Source organism: Ruegeria sp. CH6, assembly GCF_056537005.1.
The window spans coordinates 57,321-82,218 of record NZ_JBQFQS010000011.1 but is presented as its reverse complement, the minus strand read 5'-3'; the positions used below and the strand labels follow the sequence as shown (position 1 = coordinate 82,218).

Annotated in this window: 27 protein-coding genes; 12 read left to right on the top strand and 15 right to left on the bottom strand. The window is 55.7% G+C overall.

Translation table 11 applies throughout. From position 1 onward, the window contains the following. Positions 1-51 precede the first annotated feature (51 nt). Positions 52-648 carry a glutathione S-transferase family protein gene (locus ACR0CW_RS18255; protein ID WP_480788875.1) on the top strand — a complete coding sequence of 199 codons (597 nt, stop codon included), beginning with the start codon at positions 52-54 and terminating at the stop codon, positions 646-648. Here ACR0CW_RS18255 and ACR0CW_RS18250 read toward each other — a convergent pair. After that, a complete protein-coding gene (locus tag ACR0CW_RS18250; protein WP_480788874.1) occupies positions 645-1,835 on the bottom strand; it encodes a TIGR03862 family flavoprotein in 1,191 nt (396 codons plus the stop codon). The genes ACR0CW_RS18255 and ACR0CW_RS18250 overlap by 4 nt on opposite strands. Positions 1,836-1,883: 48 nt before the next feature. Between ACR0CW_RS18250 and ACR0CW_RS18245 the strand changes: the two genes are divergently transcribed. Next, positions 1,884-2,180 carry an HNH endonuclease gene (locus tag ACR0CW_RS18245; RefSeq protein WP_170336846.1) on the top strand — a complete coding sequence of 99 codons (297 nt, stop codon included), beginning with the start codon at positions 1,884-1,886 and terminating at the stop codon, positions 2,178-2,180. Here ACR0CW_RS18245 and ACR0CW_RS18240 read toward each other — a convergent pair whose 3' ends face one another. From ACR0CW_RS18240 to ACR0CW_RS18230, 3 genes are read right to left on the bottom strand one after another with little or no spacing between them, the layout of a single operon-like run. Beyond that, positions 2,181-2,918, bottom strand: a complete 738-nt coding sequence (locus ACR0CW_RS18240; protein ID WP_480788873.1) for a VOC family protein — start codon at positions 2,916-2,918, stop codon at positions 2,181-2,183. Beyond that, a complete protein-coding gene (locus ACR0CW_RS18235) occupies positions 2,915-3,523 on the bottom strand; it encodes an enoyl-CoA hydratase/isomerase family protein (RefSeq protein WP_480788872.1) in 609 nt (202 codons plus the stop codon). Before ACR0CW_RS18235 ends, ACR0CW_RS18240 begins: the two co-directional genes overlap by 4 nt. Next, positions 3,520-4,269: an SDR family oxidoreductase gene (locus tag ACR0CW_RS18230; RefSeq protein ID WP_170336852.1), complete on the bottom strand. Its 750-nt coding sequence runs from the start codon at positions 4,267-4,269 to the stop codon at positions 3,520-3,522. Before ACR0CW_RS18230 ends, ACR0CW_RS18235 begins: the two co-directional genes overlap by 4 nt. Positions 4,270-4,403: 134 nt before the next feature. Here ACR0CW_RS18230 and ACR0CW_RS18225 point away from each other — a divergent pair, with 134 nt between their 5' ends. The 5 genes from ACR0CW_RS18225 (at position 4,404) to lpxK (ending at position 10,509) form a co-directional block, all read left to right on the top strand. After that, positions 4,404-5,927, top strand: a complete 1,524-nt coding sequence (locus ACR0CW_RS18225; RefSeq protein ID WP_480788871.1) for a DUF2125 domain-containing protein — start codon at positions 4,404-4,406, stop codon at positions 5,925-5,927. Between the two features lie 231 nt (positions 5,928-6,158). After that, on the top strand, positions 6,159-7,505 hold the full coding sequence (locus ACR0CW_RS18220) for a TldD/PmbA family protein (RefSeq protein ID WP_480788870.1): 1,347 nt from the start codon (positions 6,159-6,161) through the stop codon (positions 7,503-7,505). After that, a complete protein-coding gene (locus ACR0CW_RS18215) occupies positions 7,492-8,292 on the top strand; it encodes a 3'(2'),5'-bisphosphate nucleotidase CysQ (RefSeq protein WP_480788869.1) in 801 nt (266 codons plus the stop codon). Before ACR0CW_RS18220 ends, ACR0CW_RS18215 begins: the two co-directional genes overlap by 14 nt. Continuing rightward, positions 8,289-9,524 carry a 3-deoxy-D-manno-octulosonic acid transferase gene (locus tag ACR0CW_RS18210; protein WP_480788868.1) on the top strand — a complete coding sequence of 412 codons (1,236 nt, stop codon included), beginning with the start codon at positions 8,289-8,291 and terminating at the stop codon, positions 9,522-9,524. The genes ACR0CW_RS18215 and ACR0CW_RS18210 overlap by 4 nt, the downstream gene beginning before the upstream one ends. Beyond that, positions 9,511-10,509 carry a tetraacyldisaccharide 4'-kinase gene (gene lpxK, locus ACR0CW_RS18205; protein ID WP_480788867.1) on the top strand — a complete coding sequence of 333 codons (999 nt, stop codon included), beginning with the start codon at positions 9,511-9,513 and terminating at the stop codon, positions 10,507-10,509. Before ACR0CW_RS18210 ends, lpxK begins: the two co-directional genes overlap by 14 nt. Here lpxK and ACR0CW_RS18200 read toward each other — a convergent pair whose 3' ends face one another. From ACR0CW_RS18200 to ACR0CW_RS18190, 3 genes are read right to left on the bottom strand one after another with little or no spacing between them, the layout of a single operon-like run. Next, positions 10,510-11,622, bottom strand: coding sequence for a CaiB/BaiF CoA transferase family protein (locus ACR0CW_RS18200; protein WP_480788866.1), 1,113 nt, complete (start codon positions 11,620-11,622; stop codon positions 10,510-10,512). Continuing rightward, a complete protein-coding gene (locus tag ACR0CW_RS18195; RefSeq protein WP_155145849.1) occupies positions 11,622-12,287 on the bottom strand; it encodes a DsbA family protein in 666 nt (221 codons plus the stop codon). The genes ACR0CW_RS18200 and ACR0CW_RS18195 overlap by 1 nt, the downstream gene beginning before the upstream one ends. Positions 12,288-12,300: 13 nt before the next feature. Then, positions 12,301-12,807 carry a DUF721 domain-containing protein gene (locus ACR0CW_RS18190; protein WP_170336866.1) on the bottom strand — a complete coding sequence of 169 codons (507 nt, stop codon included), beginning with the start codon at positions 12,805-12,807 and terminating at the stop codon, positions 12,301-12,303. An 81-nt stretch (positions 12,808-12,888) separates the two neighbouring features. On the opposite strand from ACR0CW_RS18190, the gene mutY reads away from it, so the two are divergent. Both mutY and ACR0CW_RS18180 read left to right on the top strand, forming a co-directional pair. Continuing rightward, positions 12,889-13,944, top strand: a complete 1,056-nt coding sequence (gene mutY, locus ACR0CW_RS18185; protein ID WP_480788865.1) for an A/G-specific adenine glycosylase — start codon at positions 12,889-12,891, stop codon at positions 13,942-13,944. Between the two features lie 59 nt (positions 13,945-14,003). Then, on the top strand, positions 14,004-15,140 hold the full coding sequence (locus ACR0CW_RS18180) for an alkane 1-monooxygenase (RefSeq protein WP_480788864.1): 1,137 nt from the start codon (positions 14,004-14,006) through the stop codon (positions 15,138-15,140). A 56-nt stretch (positions 15,141-15,196) separates the two neighbouring features. On the opposite strand, the gene ACR0CW_RS18175 is transcribed toward ACR0CW_RS18180, so the two are convergent. The 4 genes from ACR0CW_RS18175 to ACR0CW_RS18160 all read right to left on the bottom strand — a co-directional run bounded on the left by ACR0CW_RS18175 (position 15,197) and on the right by ACR0CW_RS18160 (position 19,134). Further along, positions 15,197-16,579 carry an adenylate/guanylate cyclase domain-containing protein gene (locus ACR0CW_RS18175; RefSeq protein WP_480788863.1) on the bottom strand — a complete coding sequence of 461 codons (1,383 nt, stop codon included), beginning with the start codon at positions 16,577-16,579 and terminating at the stop codon, positions 15,197-15,199. 149 nt (positions 16,580-16,728) lie between these two features. Continuing rightward, the gene (locus ACR0CW_RS18170) at positions 16,729-17,832 is read right to left on the bottom strand and encodes a site-specific DNA-methyltransferase (RefSeq protein ID WP_170336873.1); all 1,104 of its coding nucleotides are present in this window, start codon (positions 17,830-17,832) and stop codon (positions 16,729-16,731) included. Between the two features lie 106 nt (positions 17,833-17,938). Continuing rightward, positions 17,939-18,556 (bottom strand): ribonuclease HII, encoded by a 618-nt coding sequence (locus ACR0CW_RS18165; RefSeq protein WP_170336875.1) that lies wholly within the window; start codon positions 18,554-18,556, stop codon positions 17,939-17,941. 110 nt (positions 18,557-18,666) lie between these two features. Further along, positions 18,667-19,134, bottom strand: a complete 468-nt coding sequence (locus ACR0CW_RS18160) for a hypothetical protein (protein WP_480788862.1) — start codon at positions 19,132-19,134, stop codon at positions 18,667-18,669. A 176-nt stretch (positions 19,135-19,310) separates the two neighbouring features. Between ACR0CW_RS18160 and ACR0CW_RS18155 the strand changes: the two genes are divergently transcribed. The 3 genes from ACR0CW_RS18155 (at position 19,311) to ACR0CW_RS18145 (ending at position 21,961) form a co-directional block, all read left to right on the top strand. Then, positions 19,311-19,598, top strand: a complete 288-nt coding sequence (locus tag ACR0CW_RS18155; protein WP_155145865.1) for a hypothetical protein — start codon at positions 19,311-19,313, stop codon at positions 19,596-19,598. Then, complete coding sequence (locus tag ACR0CW_RS18150; RefSeq protein WP_155145867.1) at positions 19,570-20,271, top strand: winged helix-turn-helix domain-containing protein; 702 nt, start codon at positions 19,570-19,572, stop codon at positions 20,269-20,271. The genes ACR0CW_RS18155 and ACR0CW_RS18150 overlap by 29 nt, the downstream gene beginning before the upstream one ends. Positions 20,272-20,389: 118 nt before the next feature. Further along, entirely contained in the window at positions 20,390-21,961 is a 1,572-nt protein-coding gene (locus ACR0CW_RS18145) for a DUF427 domain-containing protein (RefSeq protein ID WP_480788861.1), read from the top strand. A 49-nt stretch (positions 21,962-22,010) separates the two neighbouring features. Here ACR0CW_RS18145 and ACR0CW_RS18140 read toward each other — a convergent pair whose 3' ends face one another. From ACR0CW_RS18140 to ACR0CW_RS18125, 4 genes are all read right to left on the bottom strand, one after another. After that, positions 22,011-22,802 carry a DUF1217 domain-containing protein gene (locus ACR0CW_RS18140; protein WP_480788860.1) on the bottom strand — a complete coding sequence of 264 codons (792 nt, stop codon included), beginning with the start codon at positions 22,800-22,802 and terminating at the stop codon, positions 22,011-22,013. Next, on the bottom strand, positions 22,799-23,200 hold the full coding sequence (flbT, locus tag ACR0CW_RS18135) for a flagellar biosynthesis repressor FlbT (protein ID WP_155145873.1): 402 nt from the start codon (positions 23,198-23,200) through the stop codon (positions 22,799-22,801). The genes ACR0CW_RS18140 and flbT overlap by 4 nt, the downstream gene beginning before the upstream one ends. Next, a complete protein-coding gene (gene flaF, locus ACR0CW_RS18130) occupies positions 23,197-23,574 on the bottom strand; it encodes a flagellar biosynthesis regulator FlaF (protein WP_170336883.1) in 378 nt (125 codons plus the stop codon). Before flaF ends, flbT begins: the two co-directional genes overlap by 4 nt. A 77-nt stretch (positions 23,575-23,651) precedes the next feature. Then, positions 23,652-24,863, bottom strand: a complete 1,212-nt coding sequence (locus ACR0CW_RS18125; protein ID WP_155145877.1) for a flagellin N-terminal helical domain-containing protein — start codon at positions 24,861-24,863, stop codon at positions 23,652-23,654. Positions 24,864-24,898: the final 35 nt, after the last annotated feature.

Below are 24,898 nucleotides of genomic sequence, written 5' to 3'. Positions count from 1 at the left end.
CCGCCAATTGAACTTCAGATTGGACGCAGACATGTCAGCCGGGAGATTCTCATGTACAAAGTCTATGGTCGCATCCAAAGCCGCGCATCGCGGGTAATCTGGTTGCTGGAGGAGCTGGGACAGGACTACGAGTTCATTAATGTCGGACCGCATGATCCTCAGGTGCTGGCTTTGAACCCGTCGGGTAAAATCCCGGTTCTTGTGGACGGGAACACTGTAATTTCGGACAGCTCGGCGATCATGACCTATCTGGCCGACAAGCATGGTGCATTTACCTTCCCGGCCGGCACCGAAGAGCGCGCTGCGCAGGATTCTCTGTTTCACGCGCTTCTGGATGAATTTGACGCAGTTCTGTGGGTCGCGGCGCGCCACGGGTTCGCTTTGCCCGAAGAAAAACGTGTGCCGCAGATCTCGGATTCAGCGAAATGGGAATTCGACCGAAATTTCCAGCGTATGGGTGATCGGTTCAAAGGTCCCTTCCTGCAAGGTGAGACCATGACCATTGCCGACATCCTGTGCATCCATTGCATGAGCTGGGCAAAGTCCGCCGGTTTCCCGCTAAATTCGGACGTGTTGAAAGCCTACGGCAAAGAGGTACGCAATCGCCCTGCCTATCTCAAGCTGGGAGAGCTGGCTCAAGCCGCCTAAGCGTTAACGGTCTGCTGCAACCATTCCGCAGCAGACCTGCCAGCCCACCGACCAGTCGCGAGACATGCGGTCAACAGATACCCCCCGGTCGGGGCCTCCCAATCCAGCATCTCACCGGCACAGAACACGCCCGGCAAATCGCGTAGCATTAACCCGTCATCCATGGCTGATCGCTTCACGCCACCAGCTGTTGATATAGCCTCGTCCAATGGCCGCAATCCCGCATGGCGGATTGGAAGCTTTTTCAGCATCCTGATCGGGTCTTCCTGCATTTGTGGATCGCCTTTTGACATCTCATGAAAAAGGGCGATCTTTTGCGGCGAAAGGCGCAACCCATTCTTAAGCCATTGGGAAAGAGTAGTTTTTGATTTTTTCCTGGCAAATCTGGCCTTCAATTCGTCCCGAGTCAAATCGGGCAACAGATCAACACAAAGCGGCACCCCGTCCCGCAATGCAGGGGTCAGAGGGTAGAGGCCACCACCTTCCAAACCGTTTGCTGATATCGTCGCCTCACCCCGGCTTTCCAATTCTCCGGCGGTCCAGCGCACCGCCTTGAGAGCAGCACCAAAATGGGCCTGCATATATGAGCTCCATTCTACTGAGAGTGCCGAATTAGCGGGCGCAAACGGAGCAATCGAAACACTTTTGTCAGCCAGAACCGGTGCCCATGCACCATCCGAACCCAGACGGGACCAACTGGCACCGCCCAGCGCCAGAATCGTCGCATCCGCCTGTACTTCAGTGCGGTTGTCAGGGGTCTCAAACACCAGCGTAGAACCCTCCCAGCCAGTCCAACGCCATCGGGTTCTGATCTGAACACCTTTTTCCCCCAGACGCGCCAACCAAGCCCGAAGCAGAGGTGAAGCCTTCATGACCTTCGGAAATACTCGTCCAGTGGAACCGGTAAACAACTCCTGCCCCAAACCCTGGGCCCAGCCCTGAACGGAATGTGCATCGAATTCGGCAATGATCGGGCCCAGCCAGTTCTGCGCCTGATCGTAAGACTGGATCAATTGCTCGAACGGCTCATCCTTAGTCAGGTTCAGACCGGACTTACCTGCCATCAGAAACTTGCGCGCGACCGAGGGCTTGGCTTCGGCTACGAGAACCGAATGACCAGCATCAGCAAGCTGCTCAGCGGCCATCAGCCCGGCTGGACCTGCCCCGATCACCACGGTCTGCGCCATCATCACCCTCTTGCGTTGCTCTGTTTTCAGCGCGAATTTGCTGTCATCATGACGAACAGCGATCCAATCTGCCCACTTTGCGACCGCCCCATTCCGGACGGGACCGGCAGCCTGCATCATCTGATCCCAAAACTCAAAGGGGGCAAGGGTGGACCAACGGTTTTGCTACATCAGATTTGTCATAAAGAGGTTCACGCCACTCTGACCGAGGCCGAGCTTGCGCGCAGTTTCAATACTGTCGATGCCCTGCGCACCCACCCTCGCCTTGAGAAATTTCTCAATTGGGTTCGCAAACGTCCGCCCGGATTTCGTTCCAAAGTTCCGGGCAAGCGACGCGGGCGATGATCAGCCGGGCAAGACCGGATCGCCCTGCACATCCTGCAACGGCTGGTTGAGGCCCTGAACCTCAATCCCACGATATTCTGGCACAGAGGCAAATCGAGCCTCAGGAAGGTGTTGGAGTTCAAGCGTTGTATAGGGACGCTTCCAAAGCCACTCTCGGTTTTCAACGGCCCAGAGATCCGGGTTTGGCGGCCTCTCATCGGTGAAAGCATAGAAATGCAGATCGAAACCGTAGGGGGCAACTTCCTGAATCGAAAGCAATTGCATTCCCTGTTTGCGCCAGAAAGCCTCTTCGGAGGCTATATCACCTGTCCGCAGCGTGATCTGACCGATGCAGGCTTCAGAAAACGGTGAAGCCGGATCGCCAGCTTTCACCGGACGATTGCCTTCGAAATCATGCTGCAGCAATTCGATGACAAAGCCTTCGGGATCGCTCAGATGGCACATATAGCCGATATCCAGAAACTGGTTCGACTCACTTACGGGCACACCCATCCGGCGTAGATGCAAGACTGCTAAATCCACGTTCGGAAGCGTGATGCCAATCTTCCAATACCGATGCCCCCTGTCATGGCTGTACCCGTTGCCTCCAGGCATCAACAAAAGATCTGCATCCTGCCCGGGATAACCAACGCGAAGGTTTGGCCCCTCGTGTGATACCGACATCCCCAGAACATCCCGATAGAAATCGGCCAATCGACCCGGGTCGACAACACGCAGGCGTAATGCGGAAAGCCTCATCCACATAGCTCCGCGATGCCTGCCGCAATCCTGGGCTCAGCGGCAACGCTGTCGGCCACGAGGTCACGTGCGGTTTGCATCAGCAGGTCGGGTTCGACGATGCGATCAACCAGTCCGAAGGCGTAAGCCTCGTCTGCTGAAATTTTCTGCCCTGCCATCAGAATCATTTTCGTTCTCGATGGACCGATCAATGCAGCCATCCGTTTAGGATCAGAGGGTTGCGGCAGGAAACCCAGTTTCATCACAGGATAGAAAAACCTGGCAGAAGGGACGGCAATTCGAATATCGCAGGCCAGTACCATCCCATTCGCACCGCCAGCCAATGTACCATTCAGAGCGGCAACAGTCAGGCACGGCAGAGCTGCAATAGCACCCGACAAACGCTCCCACACATCCGAGGTCGCAAGCCCAGCACGTGCCTCGTCAAGATCCGCGCCGGCGCTGAACACTTTGCCAGCACCGGTCAGAATCAGGGCCTTGGCTTCGGTCGCTGACTCAGCGATTTCGGCCAGTTCTGTCAGCATGGCCTCGGTCAGGGCGTTCGCTTTGTCAGGGTTATTGATGGTGACCGTCCACAGATCACCGTCCTGAGTGAGTTCGATCACGACAGCCCGATCCTTTTGCGAATGTCTTCAACTCTCAGCGAGATTTCCGCGCCAAGAAACTCATCGGCATCTTCAGAACACATCCACAGCAGCGCGCGGGCAGGCCAATCCGCCGGGATGTGATCATCCCAATCCAACTGGCTGACAGGGTTGATGCCACTAGCCTTGATCACACGCTGCATTTCTGTGGCAACCGTTCCGGGCGACAGCCCCATTGCACGGATCCCGTGATGTGCTTCTTCCAGATGCAGACATTCGGTCAGCATCTTTGCACCGGCCTTCGAGGCACAATAGTGGCTCCATGCCTCAACCGGGTTTGATGCCGCACCCGAAGATACTGTCAACACAGTACCTCCGCCTGCCGCTCTCATGATGGGTAAAGCAGCACGCATTCCGTAGAAGACACCCTTGAGGTTGATATCAATCGCCTGACTCCATGCATCTGTATCAGCGTTGGATAAATGGAATATCGGCTCGATGACCCCTGCATTGCCGATCAGGATGTCCAGACCACCGAACCGGTCAACACAATCAGCAACCGCCTGCTCGACCTGTGCAAAGTTGCTGACGTCGCAGGCCAGCGCGATTGCATTATCGCCCAGCGCGGCCGCGAGCGCCTCGATCTGGTCGCGGCTGCGAGCCACCAAAGCGACATTGGCACCGGCTGCGGCAAAAACGCGCCCCGCCTCTGCGCCGATACCCCTGCTCGCGCCGGTAATGAGTACTGTTTTGCCCTGCAACTGCATCGTCTGCTCCCCATGCTTTGAGATTGAGTAACGTCGTACCGTGCAAAGGGGGAATTGGTCCACCCCTTGCCCCCTTGACGACCGACGCCTCAAGCACGACGATGCGCCCAAAATTGATGAAGAAGGGTTCCCTTATGTCTGTTTTCCTTCGCCGCAGCTGCGGCGCGGCCTTGGCTTATGCTGTTATTACCCAAGGCGCATTTGCTGAAGTTACTGCAAAAGATGTCTGGTCGGACTGGCAGTCCTACATGAGCAGCATGGGTTACACCGTGAGCGGAGACGAGAGCGTCTCGGGCGATGTAACCACCATTTCCAATCTCACCATGACCATGGATATCCCGGAAAATGACGGGAAATTCGACATGGTCGTGCCTGAAATGAAGCTGACCGAAAACGGCGACGGCACTGTGAGCATCAACTTCCCGGATAGCTTCCCCATGACCATCTCCGGAGATGCTGAAGGTGAGGCGTTCTCGGTTGATGTTCTGTATACCCATAGCCAGCTTGAGATGCTTGTCTCGGGATCGCCCGAAGATATGACCTATGACTATTCGGCCGACAGCCTTGGAATCTCGCTGGACAAAATCGAGGTTGATGGGGAAGCCATGCCCGAGGACGCGCTTGTCGTGAAAGTCTCGATGAATGACTTTACCGGCAAATCACGGATGCTGATCGGTGAAAACCGCGATGTTGATCAGAGCTTTACCGCAGCGGACCTGACTTATGATCTGATGTTCGATGAACCGGACTCAGATGAAAAGGCTCGTATCAACGGCAAGCTAGAGAAACTGACATTTGAGGGTGAGAACATCATCCCCGCTGGTTTCAACTTTGCAGACATCCAGAGCGCTTACGAAGCAGGCTTCTCGTTCTCGGGCGTCTTTGACTATGCTGCCGGGATGACAAACATCGCCGGAACCAGCGAAGGCGAAGACTTCTCAATGGCCAGCAGCTCGGAAGGGGGTCGCTTTGCGGCCAGCATCGACGCCGAGCGCCTTGCTTATGACGTTGAGCAGAACAGTTCGAAACTGGAAGTAACAACCGCTGAACTGCCTTTCCCGATCGAAATCGCTATGGCGAAAGCAGGCTTCAAGTTCGAATTCCCTATTAAGGCTTCGGAAGAGATTCAGCCTTTCGGCTTTGCCATGAACCTGACCGATTTCACCATGTCAGATGTGCTGTGGAGCATGTTCGATCCTGCAGGCGAATTGCCGCGTGATCCGGCGACAATCTCGCTCGACACGTCCGGCACGGCTAAGGTCATGGTGAACATCTTGGATCCTGAAGTCGCAGAATCGCTCGAATCTTCGGATGAGATGCCAGGTGAACTGCACTCGCTGAAGGTTAACGAGCTGCTGGTTTCGCTGGTTGGCGCCAAACTGACGGGCGATGGTGATTTCACCTTCGACAATTCCAACACCGAGAGCATTGACGATCTTCCGGTTCCGGCTGGCATTGCAAATCTGCAATTGGTTGGTGCAAACGCTCTGATCGACAAACTGATCGGCATGGGTCTGATGTCTGACAACGACGCGATGGGCGCGCGTATGATGATGGGAATGATGGCCGTACCGGGCGAAGAACCCGATACGCTGAACTCGACCATCGAATTCACAGAAGACGGTCAGATTCTGGCTAACGGTCAGCGCATCAAGTAAGCGCCGCAGAATAGAAAAGACCGCACTGCGGTCTTTTCCTCCCTCGGGAACTCAGGGTTACAGTGATCGCTCCAATTTCGCTAAGAATTGACGGCAACCGAACCCTATGAATACCTTCATTATCTCAGGTATATCGCTCGTTTCGCTGGGTTTTGATGCACCCAACCAGGTGTCTGGTCTTGCGGGACGCGCCGTCCAAGGCTAGGTCCAATGAAGTCAGACGGAGGCCTCATGACCAGAACGCCCGAAGAAATAAGCCACCAATTGCTGGATGCCGCGCGCAAAGCAGGCGCTGAATCTGCGGACGCTATCGTAATCGACGGCTCGTCAGTTTCGGTCGAGGTCAGATCAGGTGTGTTGGAACACGCGGAACGGGCTGAAAGCACAGATCTGGGGCTGCGGGTCTTCATTGGCAAACGTCAGGCGATCGTATCCAGTTCGGACAGCCGTCCGGAAACATTGGCCGCGATGGCCGAGCGCGCAGTGGCCATGGCGCGCGAAGCACCCGAAGATCCTTTTACGGGGCTCGCAGATGCTGATCAGCTGTCCAAAGGCTGGGACATGGATGCGCTGGAATTGTTCGACCCCAAGCCAGAACCCTCTGCTGACGCACTTATGAGCGACGCCATCAGTGCGGAGGCCGCAGCTTTGGCCGTTCAAGGCGTTTCGCAGGTATCGGACGCGGCAGCGGCCTATGGAACTCATGTTGTGCATCTGGCTGCGACCAACGGTTTTTCAGGCGGCTACGCACGCACCAGCCGCTCGACATCCTGTGTCGCCATCTCGGGTGAAGGCACCGGGATGGAGCGTGATTATGATGGCGACAGCCGAAGCTTTCAGGCTGATCTGCGTGATCCGGAAGAAATCGGGCGTACCGCGGGCGAACGCGCAGTTCAGCTTGTCGGCGCCCAAAAGCCTGCAACCGGCAGCTTTCCGGTTTTGTTCGACGAACGCATCTCATCTTCTTTGATCGGCCACCTTTTGGCGGCCAGCAACGGTGCCGCAATCGCGCGCGGTGCATCGTGGTTAAAGGAATGTTTGGGTGAGCAGGTTTTACCTGCGCATCTGTCACTGATCGAAGACCCGCATCGCCCTCGCATTGCGGGTTCTAGACCCTTTGACGCCGAGGGATTGTCCACTCAACGCCGCGCCATCATTGAGAACGGTGTTCTGACCGGATGGACCCTTGACCTGTCCAGTGCACGTAAGCTGGATATGAAATCTACAGGCAACGCCGCACGTGGCGTGTCGGGGCCCCCTTCACCCAGCAACTGGAACCTCAGCCTAACGCCGGGCAACAAGAGCCGCGCCGATCTATTGCAGGATATGGGAACGGGGCTTTTGGTAACCTCGATGATCGGTTCAACGATCAACCCCAATACCGGCGATTATTCCCGTGGTGCATCGGGTTTCTGGGTGGAAAACGGCGAGATCACGCACCCTGTTAACGAATGTACCATCGCGGGCAATCTGCGGGACATGCTCATGCGGATCATCCCGGCCAACGATGCGCGCCCATACCTTTCGCGCGTCGTTCCATCGTTGCTGATCGAAGGAATGACACTTGCCGGCAACTGACCTGTCCCTGCTGATAGACGCCGCACTTGAGGCCGGAAAAATCGCCACCCGTTACTCGGGCAGCGAGGCGCAGCGCTGGGACAAGCCGGATGGAGCGGGTCCGGTGACCGAAGCGGACCTCGCAGTCAATGCGATGCTGGAGCAGCGCCTGCCATCAGCCAGGCCCGGATATGGGTGGCTGAGCGAAGAAACCGAAGACAACGCTGACCGCCTCTCGCGCGATCGAGTCTTTATCATCGATCCGATCGACGGCACCCGCAGCTTTGCCGAAGGGTCCCGCACGTGGGCACATTCTCTGGCCGTTGCTGAAAATGGCGTGGTCACGGCCGCAGTGATTTATCTGCCTCTGCGTGATATGCTGTTCGCCGCCGCCCACGATCAGGGGGCAACTCTGAACGGTGAACCGGTTCGGGTTTCGCAGACGAATGACGTCCAGAAAGCCGATATTCTGGCCGCAAAACCAAATCTCGATACCCGCCACTGGCGGTCCGGGCAGGTGCCGGAGTTCAAACGCTCCTACCGACCCTCTCTCGCTTATCGTATGGCGTTGGTTGCGCAAGGCCGGTTCGATGCGATGCTAACCCTGCGCCCTAGCTGGGAGTGGGATATCGCCGCAGGCGATCTGATCCTGCGTGAGGCAGGTGGAGTATGCTCGGACCGTATGTGCAGCCCCCTGCGCTTCAACAACGCACACCCACGACTGAACGGTGTCGTCGGCGCAGGTTCAGATTTGCACCCACTCCTATGTGCTCAACTCGATCCTGCGGGCACCGGCATTGACGCATGAGTAAACCACGTTCTCTCAGCCTGGCGGCCTATCGCGTTCTGTCATGGGGTGTCCCGAGCAGTAACGGACGGCCACCCGAGCCTCGTCCCGATGGAGAGCTATTGTGGATTCATATAGGCTCCCACGACCGGCTACGGGCAGTTGAGGACTTTTGTCAGCGTTTGCTTCCGGTTCGTCCCGGTTTGTCTTTGCTGCTGACCACACCGCATGATGCAGATCTCAGGGATTGGGGGGATCACAGCGGTATTCTGGTTAATCTGCCTGCAGAACAAACAGGTGCCGCGCGCGGATTCCTCGACCACTGGCGGCCTGACATGGGGGTCTGGATTGGTGGTGGCCTGATGCCCAATCTGATCACCCGCGCCGAAGAACGCGGCATCCCGATGATACTGCTGGAGGCTGAAGTAGACGTCAAAGTCGGCCGAGGTGGCAAATGGCTGCCCGACATCACACGCTATACTTTCGACTGTTTTCGAAAGATTCTCGCCACTTCCGAGGCAACAGCGCGACAGGTTCGAAAACTTGGCATCCCTTCGTCGAAGGTCTCAGTGGCTCCGCCCCTACACATCAGTCCCGCACCGCGACCCTGGCCTGAGGATGAATTGATCGAAACAAACCATGCGCTTGCCGGCAGACCGGTTTGGCTGGCCGCGTGGGTGCAGGACAAAGAATTCATTTCTGTGCTCAGCGCGCACCGGCAAGCCTTGCGGATGTTGCCACGCCTTGCACTGGTGCTTCATGTCGCCGACATGTCCGAAGCCGAACCCCTTCATCGTCGTTTGGAAGCAATGGACCTCAGATGCGCAAATTGGGACGATGGGGACATGATCGAAGATACCACACAGGTGATTTTGACATCCGACCCTGAAGATCTGGGCCTGTGGCACCGGGTTTCAGCTGTGACATTCATGGGCAGCTCTCTGGAGAGAGGTGCAGGAGGCCGCGATCCTCTGGTCGCAACCGCACTTGGATCAGCTGTGGTTCACGGTCCTTACGTGAACAAGTTCCAAAGCCTCTATGATCAACTAAGACAGGCGAATGCTGCACGCGCTGTCAGGTCTGCCACAGAACTCGGCGATGCGGTTGTTGAATTGCTGGCTCCGGATCGTGCGGCCGACATGGCACTTGCCGGATGGCAAATGGTGACCGAGGGTGCCCCTCAGGCGGATCTGCTTATCGATATGGTACAGGAGACGCTGGATCAGCGGAGAGCGGAAAATGCGGGCGCCTGAATTCTGGAATACCTCGCCGGACCAGTTGGATTTACGCGCCCGGCTGTTAGCGCCGCTTGGGAAAATCTACGCAAATGCCACAGCTCGCCGGGTTGCCTCGGATAGCGGAATCAACCCCGGTATTCCGGTAGTCTGTATTGGCAATCTCAACGCAGGCGGAACCGGAAAAACACCAACGGTCATCTGGGTGGTCGAAAAACTGCGCGATGCCTGGCACAAACCACATGTCGTTACCCGCGGGCACGGAGGTTCCCTCGAGGGTCCTGTCCGCGTTGATCCAGGCAAACACACTGCCGCACAGGTTGGCGACGAACCACTCTTGCTGGCAGCTTTTGCCGAAGTGTGGGTTTCCAAGGATCGCGCCGCCGGGGCCCAGGCCGCTGCCGATGACGGAGCGACAGTTATCGTGCTGGACGATGGGTTTCAGAACCCGTCTGTCGCCAAAGATTTCTCAATCATTGTGGTCGATGCCTCTCGTGGATTCGGCAATGGGTTGTGTTTACCAGCAGGGCCATTGAGGGAACCGGTCGATATCGGGTTGCAACGCGCAGATTTGGTTTTGTCTCTGGGTGACAATGCAGCTCAGGAACAGTTTGTTGATCGTTGGGGCGATGTGATCACGATCCCGCACGCCACCGGTGAAGTCAGACCGCTTCAGACCGGAATGGATTGGAGCGACACGCCGGTTCTGGCATTTGCCGGGATCGGCCATCCGGAAAAGTTCTTTGCAACCCTTCGCCAACAAGGCGCAAGGCTCTTGCGTGCCGAGGCTCTGGACGACCATCAACCCCTAACCCCTGCCTTGATGACCCGACTGGAAAACGAGGCAAAAGCCTTGGGCGCTCAGATGGTGACCACGGAAAAAGATGCTGTCCGCCTGCCACCTTCCTTTCGAAGCAAGGTGATTACGCTGCCGGTACGTCTTCAGATCACCGAGACCGAAATGGTCAAGGACATGCTATTGCAAACAGCGCCTTCGCCATGATCAATCGTCTTCGCCCAGTTTAGGGGCCGGTCGGGTCAGGGCCAGTTCCGCTTCTGAGAAGACAAAGGGTGACCGCACACCGGGCACACCATCCAGATCGATCTTCATCCCGCGTGCGACAACCTGTGGGTCCGCCATCACTTCGTCCAACGTGTTGATTGGACCAGCTGGAATTCCGTGGGCTTCGCAAGCAGCCAGCAGGTCAGCCTTGTCTCGCATAACAGTTGCACCGTTGAGACGAGCGATCATGACCCGTCGATTGGCGAGACGATCCTTGTTGCGCAAAAACTCGGTCGCCTCGGCCATATCGTCCAGCCCTAGCACGCGGCACAGGCGCTGATACTGGCGATCATTTCCGGTGGCGATGATGATGTGACCATCGGCACAGTCAAATACCTGATAAGGTGCCAGATTTACGTGGGCATTACCCATTCGCTGCGGTACATGACCGGTTGTCAGATAGTTCAGAGCCTGATTTGCGGTGACAGCGACCGCCACATCCAGCAGCGCCATATCCACGTGCTGACCACGTCCGGTCTTTTGCCGTTGATGGAGTGCGGCCAAAACGCCCGTTACTGAATATATACCTGTAAACACATCAGTGATCGCGACACCCGCCTTTTGCGGCTGTCCGTCAGGCTCGCCCGTCACGGACATAAGCCCTGACATACCCTGAATGATAAAGTCATATCCCGCCCGGTGGGCATAAGGCCCGGTCTGACCAAAGCCGGTGATAGAGCAATAAATCAGACGCGGGTTCAGTTCTTTGAGACTGTCATAGTCCAGGCCGTATTTTTTAAGACCGCCGACTTTGAAATTCTCGATCAGGATGTCGGCATCCGCGACCAGCGCCAGAACCTTTTTGCGACCTTCCTCGGTCGTAAAATCCGCGGTGACAGATGCCTTTCCGCGATTGGCCGAATGGTAATACGAGGCTGAAACATCATCATCTCGGGTTACAAAAGGAGGACCCCAGGCGCGGGTATCGTCACCTGCCGGGGATTCCACCTTGATGACCTCGGCCCCAAGATCAGCAAAAGTCTGGCCAGCCCAAGGGCCAGCCAGAATTCGTGCCAGTTCTACGACCTTGAGACCGGCCAGCGGTGCAGTCATCAGCTGCCCAGTTCTTCTTCGATCAGCTTCTTGAAATCGTCGTAGGACTGGTTCTCAACTTTCTTGCCGTTCACAATGAAGGAAGGCGTAGCGTTAATCCCGTCACGTTCTGCGTTTTCCTGATACCAAGCCACCAACGTTTGCGCACGGGTACCATCCTGCAAACAGGCCTCAAGCTGGTCATTGTCGATGCCAGCCCGACGACCGATCTTACGCAGTTCGTCAACGATTTCAGCTGGCCCACCAGCGCGGGTCCATTCCGACTGACCTTCATAGATCAGATCAGTAATACCAAAGAACTTCTCGGGTCCTGCACACCGCGCGACCATCGACGCCCACAGGCCGTAACGGTCAAAATAGACTTCTCGGTATGTGAATTTGACCTTACCGGTATCAATGAAGTCTTTCTTGAGTTGCTTGTAAGCCCCGGCGTGGAAATTCGCACAATGCGGGCAGGTATAGGATGCATACTCGATGATCTCGACAGGCGCGTCTTCGGCACCCTGAACCATTTCAACGATGGTTGACGTGTCCAGATCAGCATCCTGCGCTTGGGCAGCGCCAACCAGCAGGTTCGAAGGTGCGGTGTTGGACGACTGCGTCAGCCAGTAGCCGCCTGCGGCCACGGCGACGGCCGCACAGATTACGGTTGCAATACGGCTCATTCTCAGCCCTTTCTCAGCGTTTCTGCTTGGATAAAACGTTGCGGCCCAGTCGTTCAAGGGCCGCGCGTAAATCACCATCGTGAATATCGCGTGACACTTTGTCTGCCTCGGCGGCAATTTCTGGTGCAATTGTGGGTTTTGCCTGTTTCGGCTTGTGATCGAAACTGGCCTGCCCCTCGGCAAATCCTGTCGGAGCGGTCTGCGTAATTCTGACACGGCTGATAGCGTTATAGCCATAAACCGCATTCACCTTGTCGCGCAGCTGTTCCTTTTGCATTTCCAACATCGGAGCCTGCGGACCGGTGGTCAGCACGGTCAGTGTCGCGCCAAACCCGCCTTTGCCATATCCCACATTCACGGGTCGCGCGATCGAGGCGGTATCCTGTCCGACAATTTCGGCCCAATGAGTCAGCAATCTTGATACGGCAAAGCCCCGGCTTTCACCGGCACGCCGTATCTTGTCGTTCAGCAAAGTCGCGGTACGTTTGAAACCGCGGGTCGAGGAACGTCTGCGCTGCATCTGGTTTCCAACTCCTGCGCCGCTATTGTAATGGGCATGCAGCCGGGCGCCAGCGAAACCCGACAGGGAGTTAGATAAAACTTGCGTGACACCAATGAACTTGATGTGAGCTCTGCCCTGTTGGAGTGGTACGACTGCCATGCCCGCGAAATGCCATGGCGAATTGGCCCAGCAGATCGAGCGATGGGTGTCCTGCCCGATCCTTATCGGGTGTGGCTATCCGAAGTCATGCTGCAGCAAACAACAGTGACTGCTGTGCGGGACTATTTCATTCGTTTCACAACCCGTTGGCCGACTGTTGAATCTCTGGCAGCCGCCCCGGATGAACAGGTGATGGGCGAGTGGGCCGGGCTGGGCTACTACGCCCGCGCCCGAAACCTGTTGAAGTGTGCGCGTGTCGTCGCCAAGGAATACGACGGGAAGTTCCCAAATACCTATGACGCGTTGCTAAAACTGCCCGGCATCGGCCCTTATACCGCTGCCGCAATCTCTGCCATTGCCTTTGACCAACCTGAAACAGTTCTGGATGGGAATGTTGAACGCGTGATGGCGCGTCTCTACGACATCCACGACCCGTTGCCCGGATCAAAGCCATTTCTAAAGGAAAAAGCCGCAGCTTTGACGCCCGAAATTCGGCCCGGTGATTACGCGCAGGCGGTCATGGATCTGGGTGCCACGATCTGCACACCAAAGTCCGCTGCTTGCGGCATTTGCCCGGTGCGTGACCCATGTCAGGCACGGCTTGCAGGGACATATTCAGAGTTGCCGCGCAAATCTCCAAAGAAACCCAAACCCACCCGATTGGGGCATGTCTATATCGCCCGCCGGGACGATGGTGCCATGTTGATGGAGCGGCGTCCCGACAAAGGTCTTTTGGGAGGTATGCTTGGCTGGCCCGGGTCCGAATGGTCGGAAAACCCTCACGAAACCCCTCCCTATCCGGCAGATTGGAGAGAATTACCCGGCGAGGTACGTCACACATTCACCCATTTCCACCTGATACTTCGCATCTGGTCTGCCGATCTGCCTCCAAATGTGGCCCCTGACACATTGGTCATTCTCGACAAGCACGAATTCCGACCCAGCGATCTGCCTACTGTAATGAGAAAGGCCTATAATCTCTGGCGCGGCCAATAGACCGCTGTGCAAATGTACAGACGCCGACTAATCTGCACGTGGAATTCGGAGCACCAAACATGATCGCATCTGACACCATGTCTCGTTGGCAATCTGCATTGCCCTTCTGGATTTCATATCTTCTGATTCCGCTCCTCTGGTTCTCAGCTTTGGTCGGAGGATGGTGGATTCTGCTGGTTCCGTTGTCGACTTGGTGGGCGTTTGCAGTTCTGGATCGGCTGACAGGCCTCAACCTTGAGAATGCGGATCCTGATACTTCGGAGGACCAGTTAAGCTGGTACATCCTGCTGACCAAGTATTGGGTGCCGGTGCAATTCATCACGCTTTATGGACTGATCTGGTACACGACGCACACCGACCATCTTTCGACAATCGAGAAGATTGGCCTGTTTTTCGGAATGGGCGTAATTTCAGGAACGATCGGGATCAACTACAGCCATGAGCTGATGCATCAGAAGGGCAAGCTTGAGCGCTGGCTCGGGGATATTTTGCTTGCGATGGTTCTGTACTCTCATTTCCGGTCAGAGCATCTGCTGGTTCACCATCGATATGTCGGTACGCCGCGTGATCCCGTAACGGCACGCTACAATGAAGGCTTCCACCGTTTCTATCCGCGTGTGCTGCGGCAGAGCCTGGTTTCGGCCTTCAATGCTGAGCGCAATAAACTAGCGCGCAAGGATTTGCCCTGGTCCGATTCCACAAACCCGTTTTGGCGGTACTGGGCGCTACAGGGTGTGATGCTGTTGCTGGCTGTTTTGATCGGCGGCTGGGCTGGACTGGCCTTGTTTCTGGTACAGGCGGGAACTGCCATCTGGCAATTGGAGCTGGTCAACTATGTTGAACACTACGGCCTGACCCGCAAGTATCTGGGTGACGGGAAATACGAACATGTCCGCCCGCGTCATTCATGGAATGCAGCGCAAAAAGCGTCGAACTGGCTGCTCATCAATCTGCAGCGTCACTCTGATCATCACTTCAAACCAAGTCGCCGCTTCCCGCTGTTGCAGCATCATGCCGAAGAGGCCGCCCCACAACTGCCTTACGGGTATCCTGTTATGACCGTGGCAGCGATGATCCCCCCGCTCTGGCGGCGGGTCATGAATCCACGCGTTCGCGCCTGGAGACGTCAGTACTATCCCGAAGTGACCAACTGGAAACCTTACAACAAAGCCCAGAATCCGATGCCGCGCACGTAACCCGTACGTCTCAACCGCATCAATACTGCGGCATCAACCGACAGGCTTGTCTGAAATTACATCATCCAGACATTCATGTTGTTTTCGACGCCCCGAACAGATTTGTTATCGTGTCGGGAAAACCCCGCCATCAACTCCGACCCTGTTGGGCTTTCTCGGGCGACCTGTGTGCTTAAGTCGTCGCTCATCACCACGCGCGCGCCGAATTCACGGGTCATCGCCTCCAGCTTCGCCGCCACGTTCACCGCGTTCCCGATCACGGCAAACTCCAGCCGATTGGCGCCAATGTCACCCAGAACGACCGAGCCATAGTGCAGACCGATCCCCACGTGGATTTCCGGCTCGCCCGCACGGCGACGTTCAAGGTTCCAGCGATCAATCACCTCTACCATCGAGCGGGCACAGGCCAGCGCATTGCTGGCATCCAGGGGCGTCGGTACCGGCGTGCCAAAAGTGGCCATCAATCCGTCGCCGAGATATTTGTCGAGCGTCCCGTGATGGCGGAACACCTCGGTCTCCATCCGCGCATGAAAGCCGCGCAAGACTTCGATCACATCATACGGATCACGACCTGAGGCGAATTTCGTGAAACCCACAATATCAATAAACAGAACTGCTACATTCTCTTTGCGCACCTGCTTAAGCGGCTCGTCATTCTGGCTGAGTTCATCGACCACGTTGGGCGAGAAGTAACGCGACAGGTTTGCTCTCTCGCGTTCAAGTCCGGCATTGGTTATCAGCAATCGGTTCAACCGCCGCATCGATACCCCAAGTGTCACGGCAACCATCAGAAAGACAATCACCTGCTGAATGCGCTGGGGTGCCATGAAGCTGTTGGGATCCAGCATCTCTGCCACATCCGGAAACCCAGCCAGGGCTTCGTTGACGCGTTCCGTGATGCCGGGAATTGGCGTAGCCACCCACCACGCGATGATCCAGCCAGCAGTCCACATCATTGCGGTCCAAGATCCGATCGCGATAACCGTACGCCAGGAATAAGCCAACGTTCCCGCCGCCAGAATGATGAAAAAGTACTGGAAATTGTCGAACCTGTACTGCATCGCCAGCGGTCGCACATCATCGCTGAACGGGTTGGGAATGATCATCCCCAGTGTCATGATCAGCAGATCCACGAATATCAGCAGCAATTCCGTTCGCGACTGTCCCACGCGACCAGCCCTGCGGATCAGCCAGCCATTTGCGCAAATGAGCAGCAGAATGAAATGATAGTACAGCACATCCCACTGAGGGTTCAGAAAGATAAGCAATACTCCGGTAAGCGCCATCGCGATCCAGCGTGCCCGAACCGCAAGTTCCAGCCCTTCTCGCTTGTGCCGCTCCAACGCGGCTTCGGTGTATTTGTTGTCCAGATCGAAGTTGTCCGGCTGCGTGACAAAGAAACGTTCGAAACGGGATTGGTTTGCGGTGGTATCGGACATACCCAATGCTCCCTCGTTGTACTGCCGGATATGGGGATCGGTGCCCCATCCAAACACCCCATAGATGAAAACAAAAGACCCCGCCGGATACGGCGGGGCAAGGCTTAGTGCCTTGTGTCAGGCCACAGGCACCGGCGGTATGGGTGAAATTAGTTGTGCAGTTCGGCCCGGATCTGCTGACGCAGCACGTCAATCGGAACCGTTTTGCCGTCACGTTTAAAGCACCAGTAGGTCCATCCGTTGCAGGACGGTGCGTTTTCCAGATGCGCGCCGACCTGATGGATCGAGCCTTTGACATTGTCGCCGACCAGCGTTCCGTCTGCACGAACCTTGGCCTTGTGGCGCTGGTTCATGGAATAAAGCTCTTCACCGGGGCGCAGCATCCCGCGTTCGACCAATTGGCCAAAAGGTACGCGTGGTTCGGCGCGTTTGCTGGCGCTGACTTCCAGCGCTTCGCGGTCGAACTTGCGAACCTTCGAGATGCGCTTCTCAGCCACCTTGCGATAGCTTTCCTCGCGTTCGATCCCGATAAATTCGCGCCCCAGCATCTTGGCGACAGCACCGGTCGTGCCTGTGCCAAAGAACGGGTCAAGGATCACATCGCCCGGATTGGTCGAGCCAATCAAAACACGGTGCAAAAGCGATTCCGGCTTTTGCGTCGGGTGCGCTTTGTCGCCGTTTTCATCCTTGAGACGCTCGTGCCCGGTGCAGATCGGCAAAACCCAGTCGCTGCGCATCTGCACGCCTTCGTTCAGCGCTTTCAGAGCTTCGTAGTTGAACGTGTACTTGGCACCTTCCCGCTTGGACGCCCAGATCATTGTCTCATGCGCGTTGGTGAACCGTTTGCCACGGAAATTCGGCATCGGGTTCGATTTGCGCCAGACGACATCGTTCAGAATCCAGTACCCAGCATCCTGCAGAGCCGAACCAACGCGGAAAATGTTGTGGTAAGACCCAATCACCCAAATCGCGCCGTTCGGCTTGAGCAGACGATGCGCGGCCTTTAGCCATTCGCGAGTGAACTGGTCATAGACACCAAAGCTCGAGAACTGATCCCAGTGATCATCGACCGCGTCGACCTGAGAATTATCGGGACGGTGCAACTGACCTTTAAGCTGCAGGTTATAGGGCGGATCCGCGAAAATCAGGTCAACAGATTCCGCAGGCAGACTGTTCATCACTTCGATGCAGTCCCCGGATAGAATCGTGTTTAAAGGGAGCGCGGTTGCGCCCTTTGTCTTGGTCGTTGTCATATCTCTGCCTCAAGTTCCACGGCGCTTTTGCGCTCATTTGGTTGAGACAAGGATGAGTCAAAGTCGATTCGCCGTCAATTTCTTTTTTGAATCAGCAGCTTACGATTTACTCTTGATACAAGATATTGTGTACCGGTTTGAACGAACGCCTATGATGTGGGGTCACGCCGAGATTTTGCAGTGCTTCTCTGTGTTGTTTTGACGGATAGCCTGCGTTCTTCTCCCATCCATAGCCGGGATGCTGTTGCGCCAAATCCACCATCAGTTGATCGCGCCAGTTTTTAGCTATTATCGAAGCCGCCGCAATCGACACCGAATGCGCATCGCCTTTGACAACCGCCTGCGCCGGGATCGCCAGCCCCCTCGGGATCATGTTTCCGTCGATCAGCAAATAGTCCGGCGGCGGGTTCAGAGCCGCAACTGCGCGTTCCATCGCCAGATGCGAGGCACGCAAGATGTTGTGTTCGTCAATCTCGGCAACCGAGGCTTCGGCGATGGCGAACTCGGCGCGGTCACGCACAGCCGCATCCATTGCAACACGCCGCTTGGCCGTCAGCTTCTTTGAATCATTCAACCCCTCGGGAATATCCTTGGGGTTCAGAATAACCGCCGCTGCAACCACCGGTCCGGCCAGGGGCCCGCGGCCAACCTCATCCACGCCGGCAATTCGCAGGTACCCCTGCGCCACTGCCGCCTGTTCAATTGAATAATCCGGTTTTGTCATACCCATCGAAAACCGCGTTTCGCGCCCCGTCGCAAGACAAAAAGAGAGGGCGGCCTGCACCACCCTCTCCTGCGCGCTGCTTCTATGGCACCGCTCCTGCTCGAAAGTAATTACTTGTAAACGACGCGGTAACCTTGCTGGCGCAGGCATGCGGGTTCGTATGCCCGCTTCACCTTTTTGCCATTCCAGAAACCGATCTTGCACTCTTGAGGCAGGCTATTGGCATGTTTGTAGTGTTTCTTGAGGCATTTCGGGGCCAAAAGCGGCTGATTGTTTGAATAGGCGTTATAGGTGCGCAGGCACTGTTGCGGCAGGTCGTACCGCGCAACGTGTTGTGGCAAAGGGCGCACCGGGTAGCTGGGCTGAGCCACGTAGGGCTGAGGCGTATAAGTCTGATGGCGCGTCGTCCGTTGCTTGCGCTTTTCCTGATTATAGTAGTGGACCCCTGCCCCGATGATCGCAATCGCGGCCAGACCGCCCAGAATATCATGAGCGTCAGCAGCCCGGGCCTTTGAAGCCGAAACACCAGTGATTGTGACAGCTGTTGCAACGATCAGAGCAATGAATTTCTTGTGCATGATGCGCGTCCTTTCGGATGATGGAGCGAACCGGAGATTGGCCGCGAATTCGATGCGTCAACTCTGGTCCTGCCCCCATCAGACAAGCAATAACGGCGGCTTGTTATCGAATATCAGTGCCGCGAAACCCTTTGAGTTATTGAATATCACGCAAACACATGCGCAGGATGCGGCCTATGAAACAGATCGTCTCTTCTCTGACTATCGCGACCCTGATATCGCTTGGAGCCACCGTTGCGGCGGCGGAATGTTATGCCGATTACAAGGCCAAGCAGGATAACCCTCTGCGTCTGCACTACGGCGTCATGCAGGTTTCGGCCTGTGACAAAGGACAGGCCCAGCAGGAGGTCGCCCAACGACTGAAAGCTTCGGGTTGGACCTTGCTGAATGTTCTGACCGTATTCGGATCGGAAGGATTGGATCAGAGGAAGGCCAATGCCGGAAAATTCTATCTCCGTTTCTGAGGCCCGGCGTTCAGGGGTAAGGCTTGTCGGCGCGGGTATCGCGGCGATTGTTTTGATTCTGGTCACAGCCGCCGTGTTTCTGTTCTGGACCTTGCCGGATGCGAATGCATTCAACGCCCGGGTTGAGAGACTGTTCATAGAAAGCGATCTGACGTCGCAGGCAGAAATCCGGTTGCTGGAGATACTGGCGCAATCCGGCACTGCCTTTGCCGATACGTTGTCCAGCTATCGCATGGTGATTTTTGTTCTGTTGGTCTTTGCCACAGCAATGCTGATCAGTGCATTGGTGTTTCTTGTCATGCTTGTAATGCTGAACCGGCGCATGGCTCAGATCGAACGGACAGGGATTCAGGTGACCTCTCTGCTGATCAGCCGCGAAGAAAACACTGTTTATCTGAACAACATGGATTTCAAGCTGACACCGGCCGCGATGGAGACCCTGTCTGTACTGGCGGAATCCCGACTGGATGATGAAGTTCTGTCCGGTGCTCAGATCGAGGCGATGATTTCCGGCAGGGATGCAGCCGATTGTGATGAAGCCGCCGGCGCCACAAGGATCAAGAGACTGCGTGACGCGTTGGGCAATCAAATGGTCAGCGAGTTGCTGGTCAAGAACATCGCCAAACGCGGATACATGTTGTCTATCGAAAAGGATGTCATCCAGATGGTGTGATGCTGACCCATCGGTTAGCGACCATTATCGGTCTCATTTGGTAAATTCTGCGTCGACCCTCTTGGAAATATCAACCTCAGAGCCCATCCTATAGTGGCCCGGGCACAGGAGGTTACTGATGAACGTCCACGCCACCCCGAAGATCAAAGGCTATGGGATATCCGTTGAACGGTTGAATGGTCGGATCGCCATTTTTCGTGGTGATACCTTGCTGGCTGAAAGCCACGATGCCAAAGTCATGTATGAAACCCGTCTGCCGCCCGCGATCTACGTCCCGCGCAAAGACGTTTGCGTCGATCTGAGCGGCGAAACAGAGTTGCAGACCTTCTGTCCCTTCAAAGGAACTGCCAGCTACCACGACATCCTGTTGGCGGGTGAACAGCTTGCAAACTCAGTTTGGGCATATGAAGACGCCTTGCCCGAAAGCAAGGCTATTCAAGGTCATATCGGCTTTATGCCCGCAGCATATACAAACGTAGATCTCGGCGAAAACCAGTTGCGAGAACCCGATGATGGCAACATCAGTGGCCCGCTTATAGATTGGTTAATGCGGGGCGCTTCGGTCGTTGATACTCCGGAAGCCTTCACCAAAGCGCTTGCCGAAAAGATGCTGGATCATGGGATCGCGATTCAGCGACTCAGCATTCTGGCATGGTCCCTACATCCCCTGATCGCGGGTAAACACTACATCTGGGAAAAGGGTGAGGACGAGATTTCTACCTTCGCGCCCACGTACGAGATTTATGACCACCCCGCTTTCACCAACAGTCCCCTGCGCCATGTGTCAAACGGGCTTGGCGGGGTACGGCAGCGCCTGAACAGCGACAATCCGCATAACAGCTTTCCAATCATGGAAGATTTACGCGCCAAAGGTGCCACGGACTATGTGGCGATGCCGCTGCCCTTTTCCGATGGCCGTACGAATGTGCTGACACTTACCTGCGATCACCCCGATGGGTTCACAACCGAAAACCTGGGCCTTGTCTTCGAGTGTTCGTCCGTTATCGCGCGATACTATGAAGTATTCATGCAACGCGAAAATGCACAGGCGTTGCTTGAAACCTATGTTGGCAAGCGAACCGGCGCACGTGTGCTGGGGGGTGATATTCGCCGCGGCGACGGTGACGACATAGACGCGGCTATTATGTTCTGTGACCTGCGCAACTCAACCAGTCTTGAAGAGCAATTGGGACGCAGCGCGTACATTACACTGCTCAATGAGTTCTTCGAGACAGTTTCGGGTATAATTCACGAAAATGGCGGCGAAGTTCTGAAATTCATTGGCGACGCTGTCCTGGCTGTCTTCCCTGCCGGCGACGATGCCGCAACGGCCAGAACAAACGCCCAGCGCACCGCAATCGAGATTGTCGAACGATTGGCGGAACTTCGAACCTCGGATAATGATCATCACTGCGATTGTTCTATCGGAGTTGCTTTCGGCCGTGTCACATATGGGAATGTCGGTTCGCGCGAGCGACTGGACTTCACCGTGATCGGACAGGCCGCAAATATCGCTGCACGGTTGGGGGAATTCGGCAAATCGGTCAATCACAGAATCGTCGTGTCTGAAGATATCGAGCCCGCTTGCAAACATGCGGTTCCACTTGGTGATGTCAAACTTCACAACGTTTCCCGACCCGTCACATCTTATGCCCTTCGCACATCAGCTGATGCGGTTTTAGATGCATGAATTTATCGACGCTGTTCACATTCACAGGTCTGCTAAATCCGACTCAATTTCACACACCCAACAAAATCAGCGCAGTTTGACCTGGTGAAATCGTATTCTGAAGTTGTGCAATCTGACTGCGGGCAAGAAAGGTGTCTGTCAGTTTTCGTACTGCATCCGGATCAGAGAATTGTGATAATTCAGCAGATCCTGTCAGATCGGAAAGTTTGTCCCGAAACACGCCAAGTTGTTTGTCGATATCCAGTTGAGAGAACGCAGCTGGCAGACCCAGAGCGGTCTCCATCATTTTGCGCAACGGTGGCAGACCCATCAAATCGTACCACTTTCTGGTCTCGCTGCCGCTTTGTGATGCCAGATCTGACAACTTATGCTGAGCATAAAGCGCCATCCGCATCGTCTCATCAGTTTCACCGACCGAAATCTCAAACTGTGATATCAGATTGTTTTGGGCGACTTCTTCCATGTTTGTGATCAGACCAGTCTTGCGAACGTCCCCGGGACCCAACCCAAAGGCATCAGCAAATTCGCGGTACCGTTTGTCAGACAGTCTGTTCGCCAAAGCATCATCGGATCGCGTTCCATCCGACAGAATCTTTTGGACAAAGTAACGATTGTTGATATCGCCTTCCAAACCAAATGCACCCAATGCCACCTGCAACAGTCTCCGATCCGAGACGAGGTCCTCAGCCGACTTCACATTGCTGATGTTCTCAAGGAAGTACTTGGTTTCCCGGTCATTAGATGGCGAGGCGGAGAAAGTTTGCAGTTGAGTATCATAAGTTCGCTGCAGAAATCGCCAGCCTGCCACTCCCCCCGCAGGTACCACCGGTTGAAAAGTCATTGGTGGTACGCCATCAGTCGCTCTTCACGTGGCAGTAACGAGCGGAGTGATTTCAGACATTTGTAGTATTGTTCTGCGACCAGCGCTTCGGTCGCTTCGCCCAACACGCGACGACTGTCGGCATCCGTGAATACCTGGCTCAATTCCTCGACCCGCCGCAGCAATTGCTGGCGTGCATCGCCAGCCGCCATATCTCCGGAAAGAACCAGTTGTGCTGCATAGCAAACCCGGCGCACCGGCGTGTTCACCTCGTCCGGATGAATGGCATCGCGCAGTCGTAGAACGTTTGCCTGAGGCGTCATTATTGAAAAGCGACTGCGGCGATCTCCGTTTTCTATTACCACGCCGTTGATCAACACCCTCTCTTTGGGTGCAAGTTTCAGTACCAGCCCGCTCATCCGGTGGCCCTCATCTGACGCAGCCCGCGCAACACGGCCATGTTGATTTCTAGTAACGGTTCAACTGCTGCCTTGTTTCCCAAAACCTGACTGCTGTGTTGTTCGGTGAACTCCGCGAGATAGAAAATCCGGGCCCTCAGATCATGAGGCAACGCGTTGTCATCATCCGAAACTCCCGTCGCCAACAGAGTCCATAGACGCCGATTTTCGTGCAGCGCCTGCACGAATGCACCGAAATCTGTGGCCTTGCGTGCTGCTGCCGCCTTAAGGCGATGAGTGATTTTGGAAATCGCCTCATATTCCGTATCGCGAGGTGTTCGTGTTGGAGCGGCCGTTTGCGCGTAAGCGCGTTGTGCAAGTGTTTGAGGGGTCACTGTAGATCCTTCCAATTGGCGTTCGTTGGGCTAATCAGGAATGGGGCGCAGACTTGCGCCCCATTCTGTGTTCAGGATTAGCGGAACAGTGACAGGATCGATTGCGGCGCCTGATTAGCAATCGAAAGCGACTGCGTTGCCAATTGCTGCTGAACCTGCAGCGCCTGCAAACGTGCCGACGTCTCTTCCATATCTGCATCGACCAATGCGCCGATCCCGGATTTGAAGGAGTCAGACAGGTTCGAGATGAACTCTTTCTGAGTTTCGATCCGTCCCTGTGCCGAACCGAATGCTGCCGAAGCGTCAATCGAAGTATCGATCAAAGTCTCAACAGTGGCCAAAGCAGCTGTCGCTCCGGCGCCGGTCGACACATCAATACCCGCCATCGCACCAAGGCCACCGGATCCAGCATTCACAAACTGGGCCGAGAACGAGATGTCCGCGCCGGTGTTGTTTGCGATCGCCAACGTGCCTGCCGTGCCGGAGTCGTATTCGACGGTCAACCCGGTGATGCCCATCTCTTCGATCTTAGCCTTTAGTCCGACCGCTACGATATCACCGGTGGTGGTCGCTGCAGCATCCGCGGCAGTAACCGTGTATGAAACAACACGGTCATCGATAGCCACAACCACTTTATCACCAGCAGCAAAGGCACCGCTGGATTCGTCAGTTACCAAAGCGGTTGCCGAGGTCGCGGTGTTTGCGATCGTCGCACCAACCCGGTCATTGCCGGTGGAAGACCCGGTTGACCCGTCAAATACCTGCTTGGTGACATAACCACCGGTGGACAGGTTCTGGCCCGCAACGTTGATGGACGATGCGGTCACGTTGCCGGTGTTGTCACGGTCCAGAGAAGCCAGGATTGAGGCGGAACCAGCCGAACCGTCCACCAGGTTCAAACCGTTGAATTGTGCCGCGCCAACAACCGAAGCGATCTGATCCTTCAGCGCTGTAACGTCCGCGTTGATCTTGTCACGATCTACGTTGTCTTCCTGCGCCGCTACGATCTTGCTTTTCATCTGGGTCAGCAGATCAGTAACGGTCTCAGAAGCGTTTCGCGCAACCGCCACAGTCGATTCACCTAATGCCAGACTGTCTTTGATGGCATTGAAACCTTTTACGTCGGATTCCATCACCTTCGAGATCGCCCAAACAGCCGAATTGTCCTTGGCTGTCGCAACATCTTTACCCGTCGAGATCGCGTTCTGAGTTGTCGCCAGGTTCTTGTTGACCGACTTGAGCGTCTGCAGCGCGACCATTGCGCCATTGTTTGTCAGAATGCTGGACATTTTCTTTCATCCTTTTTCATTCGGGCATTCGTCGC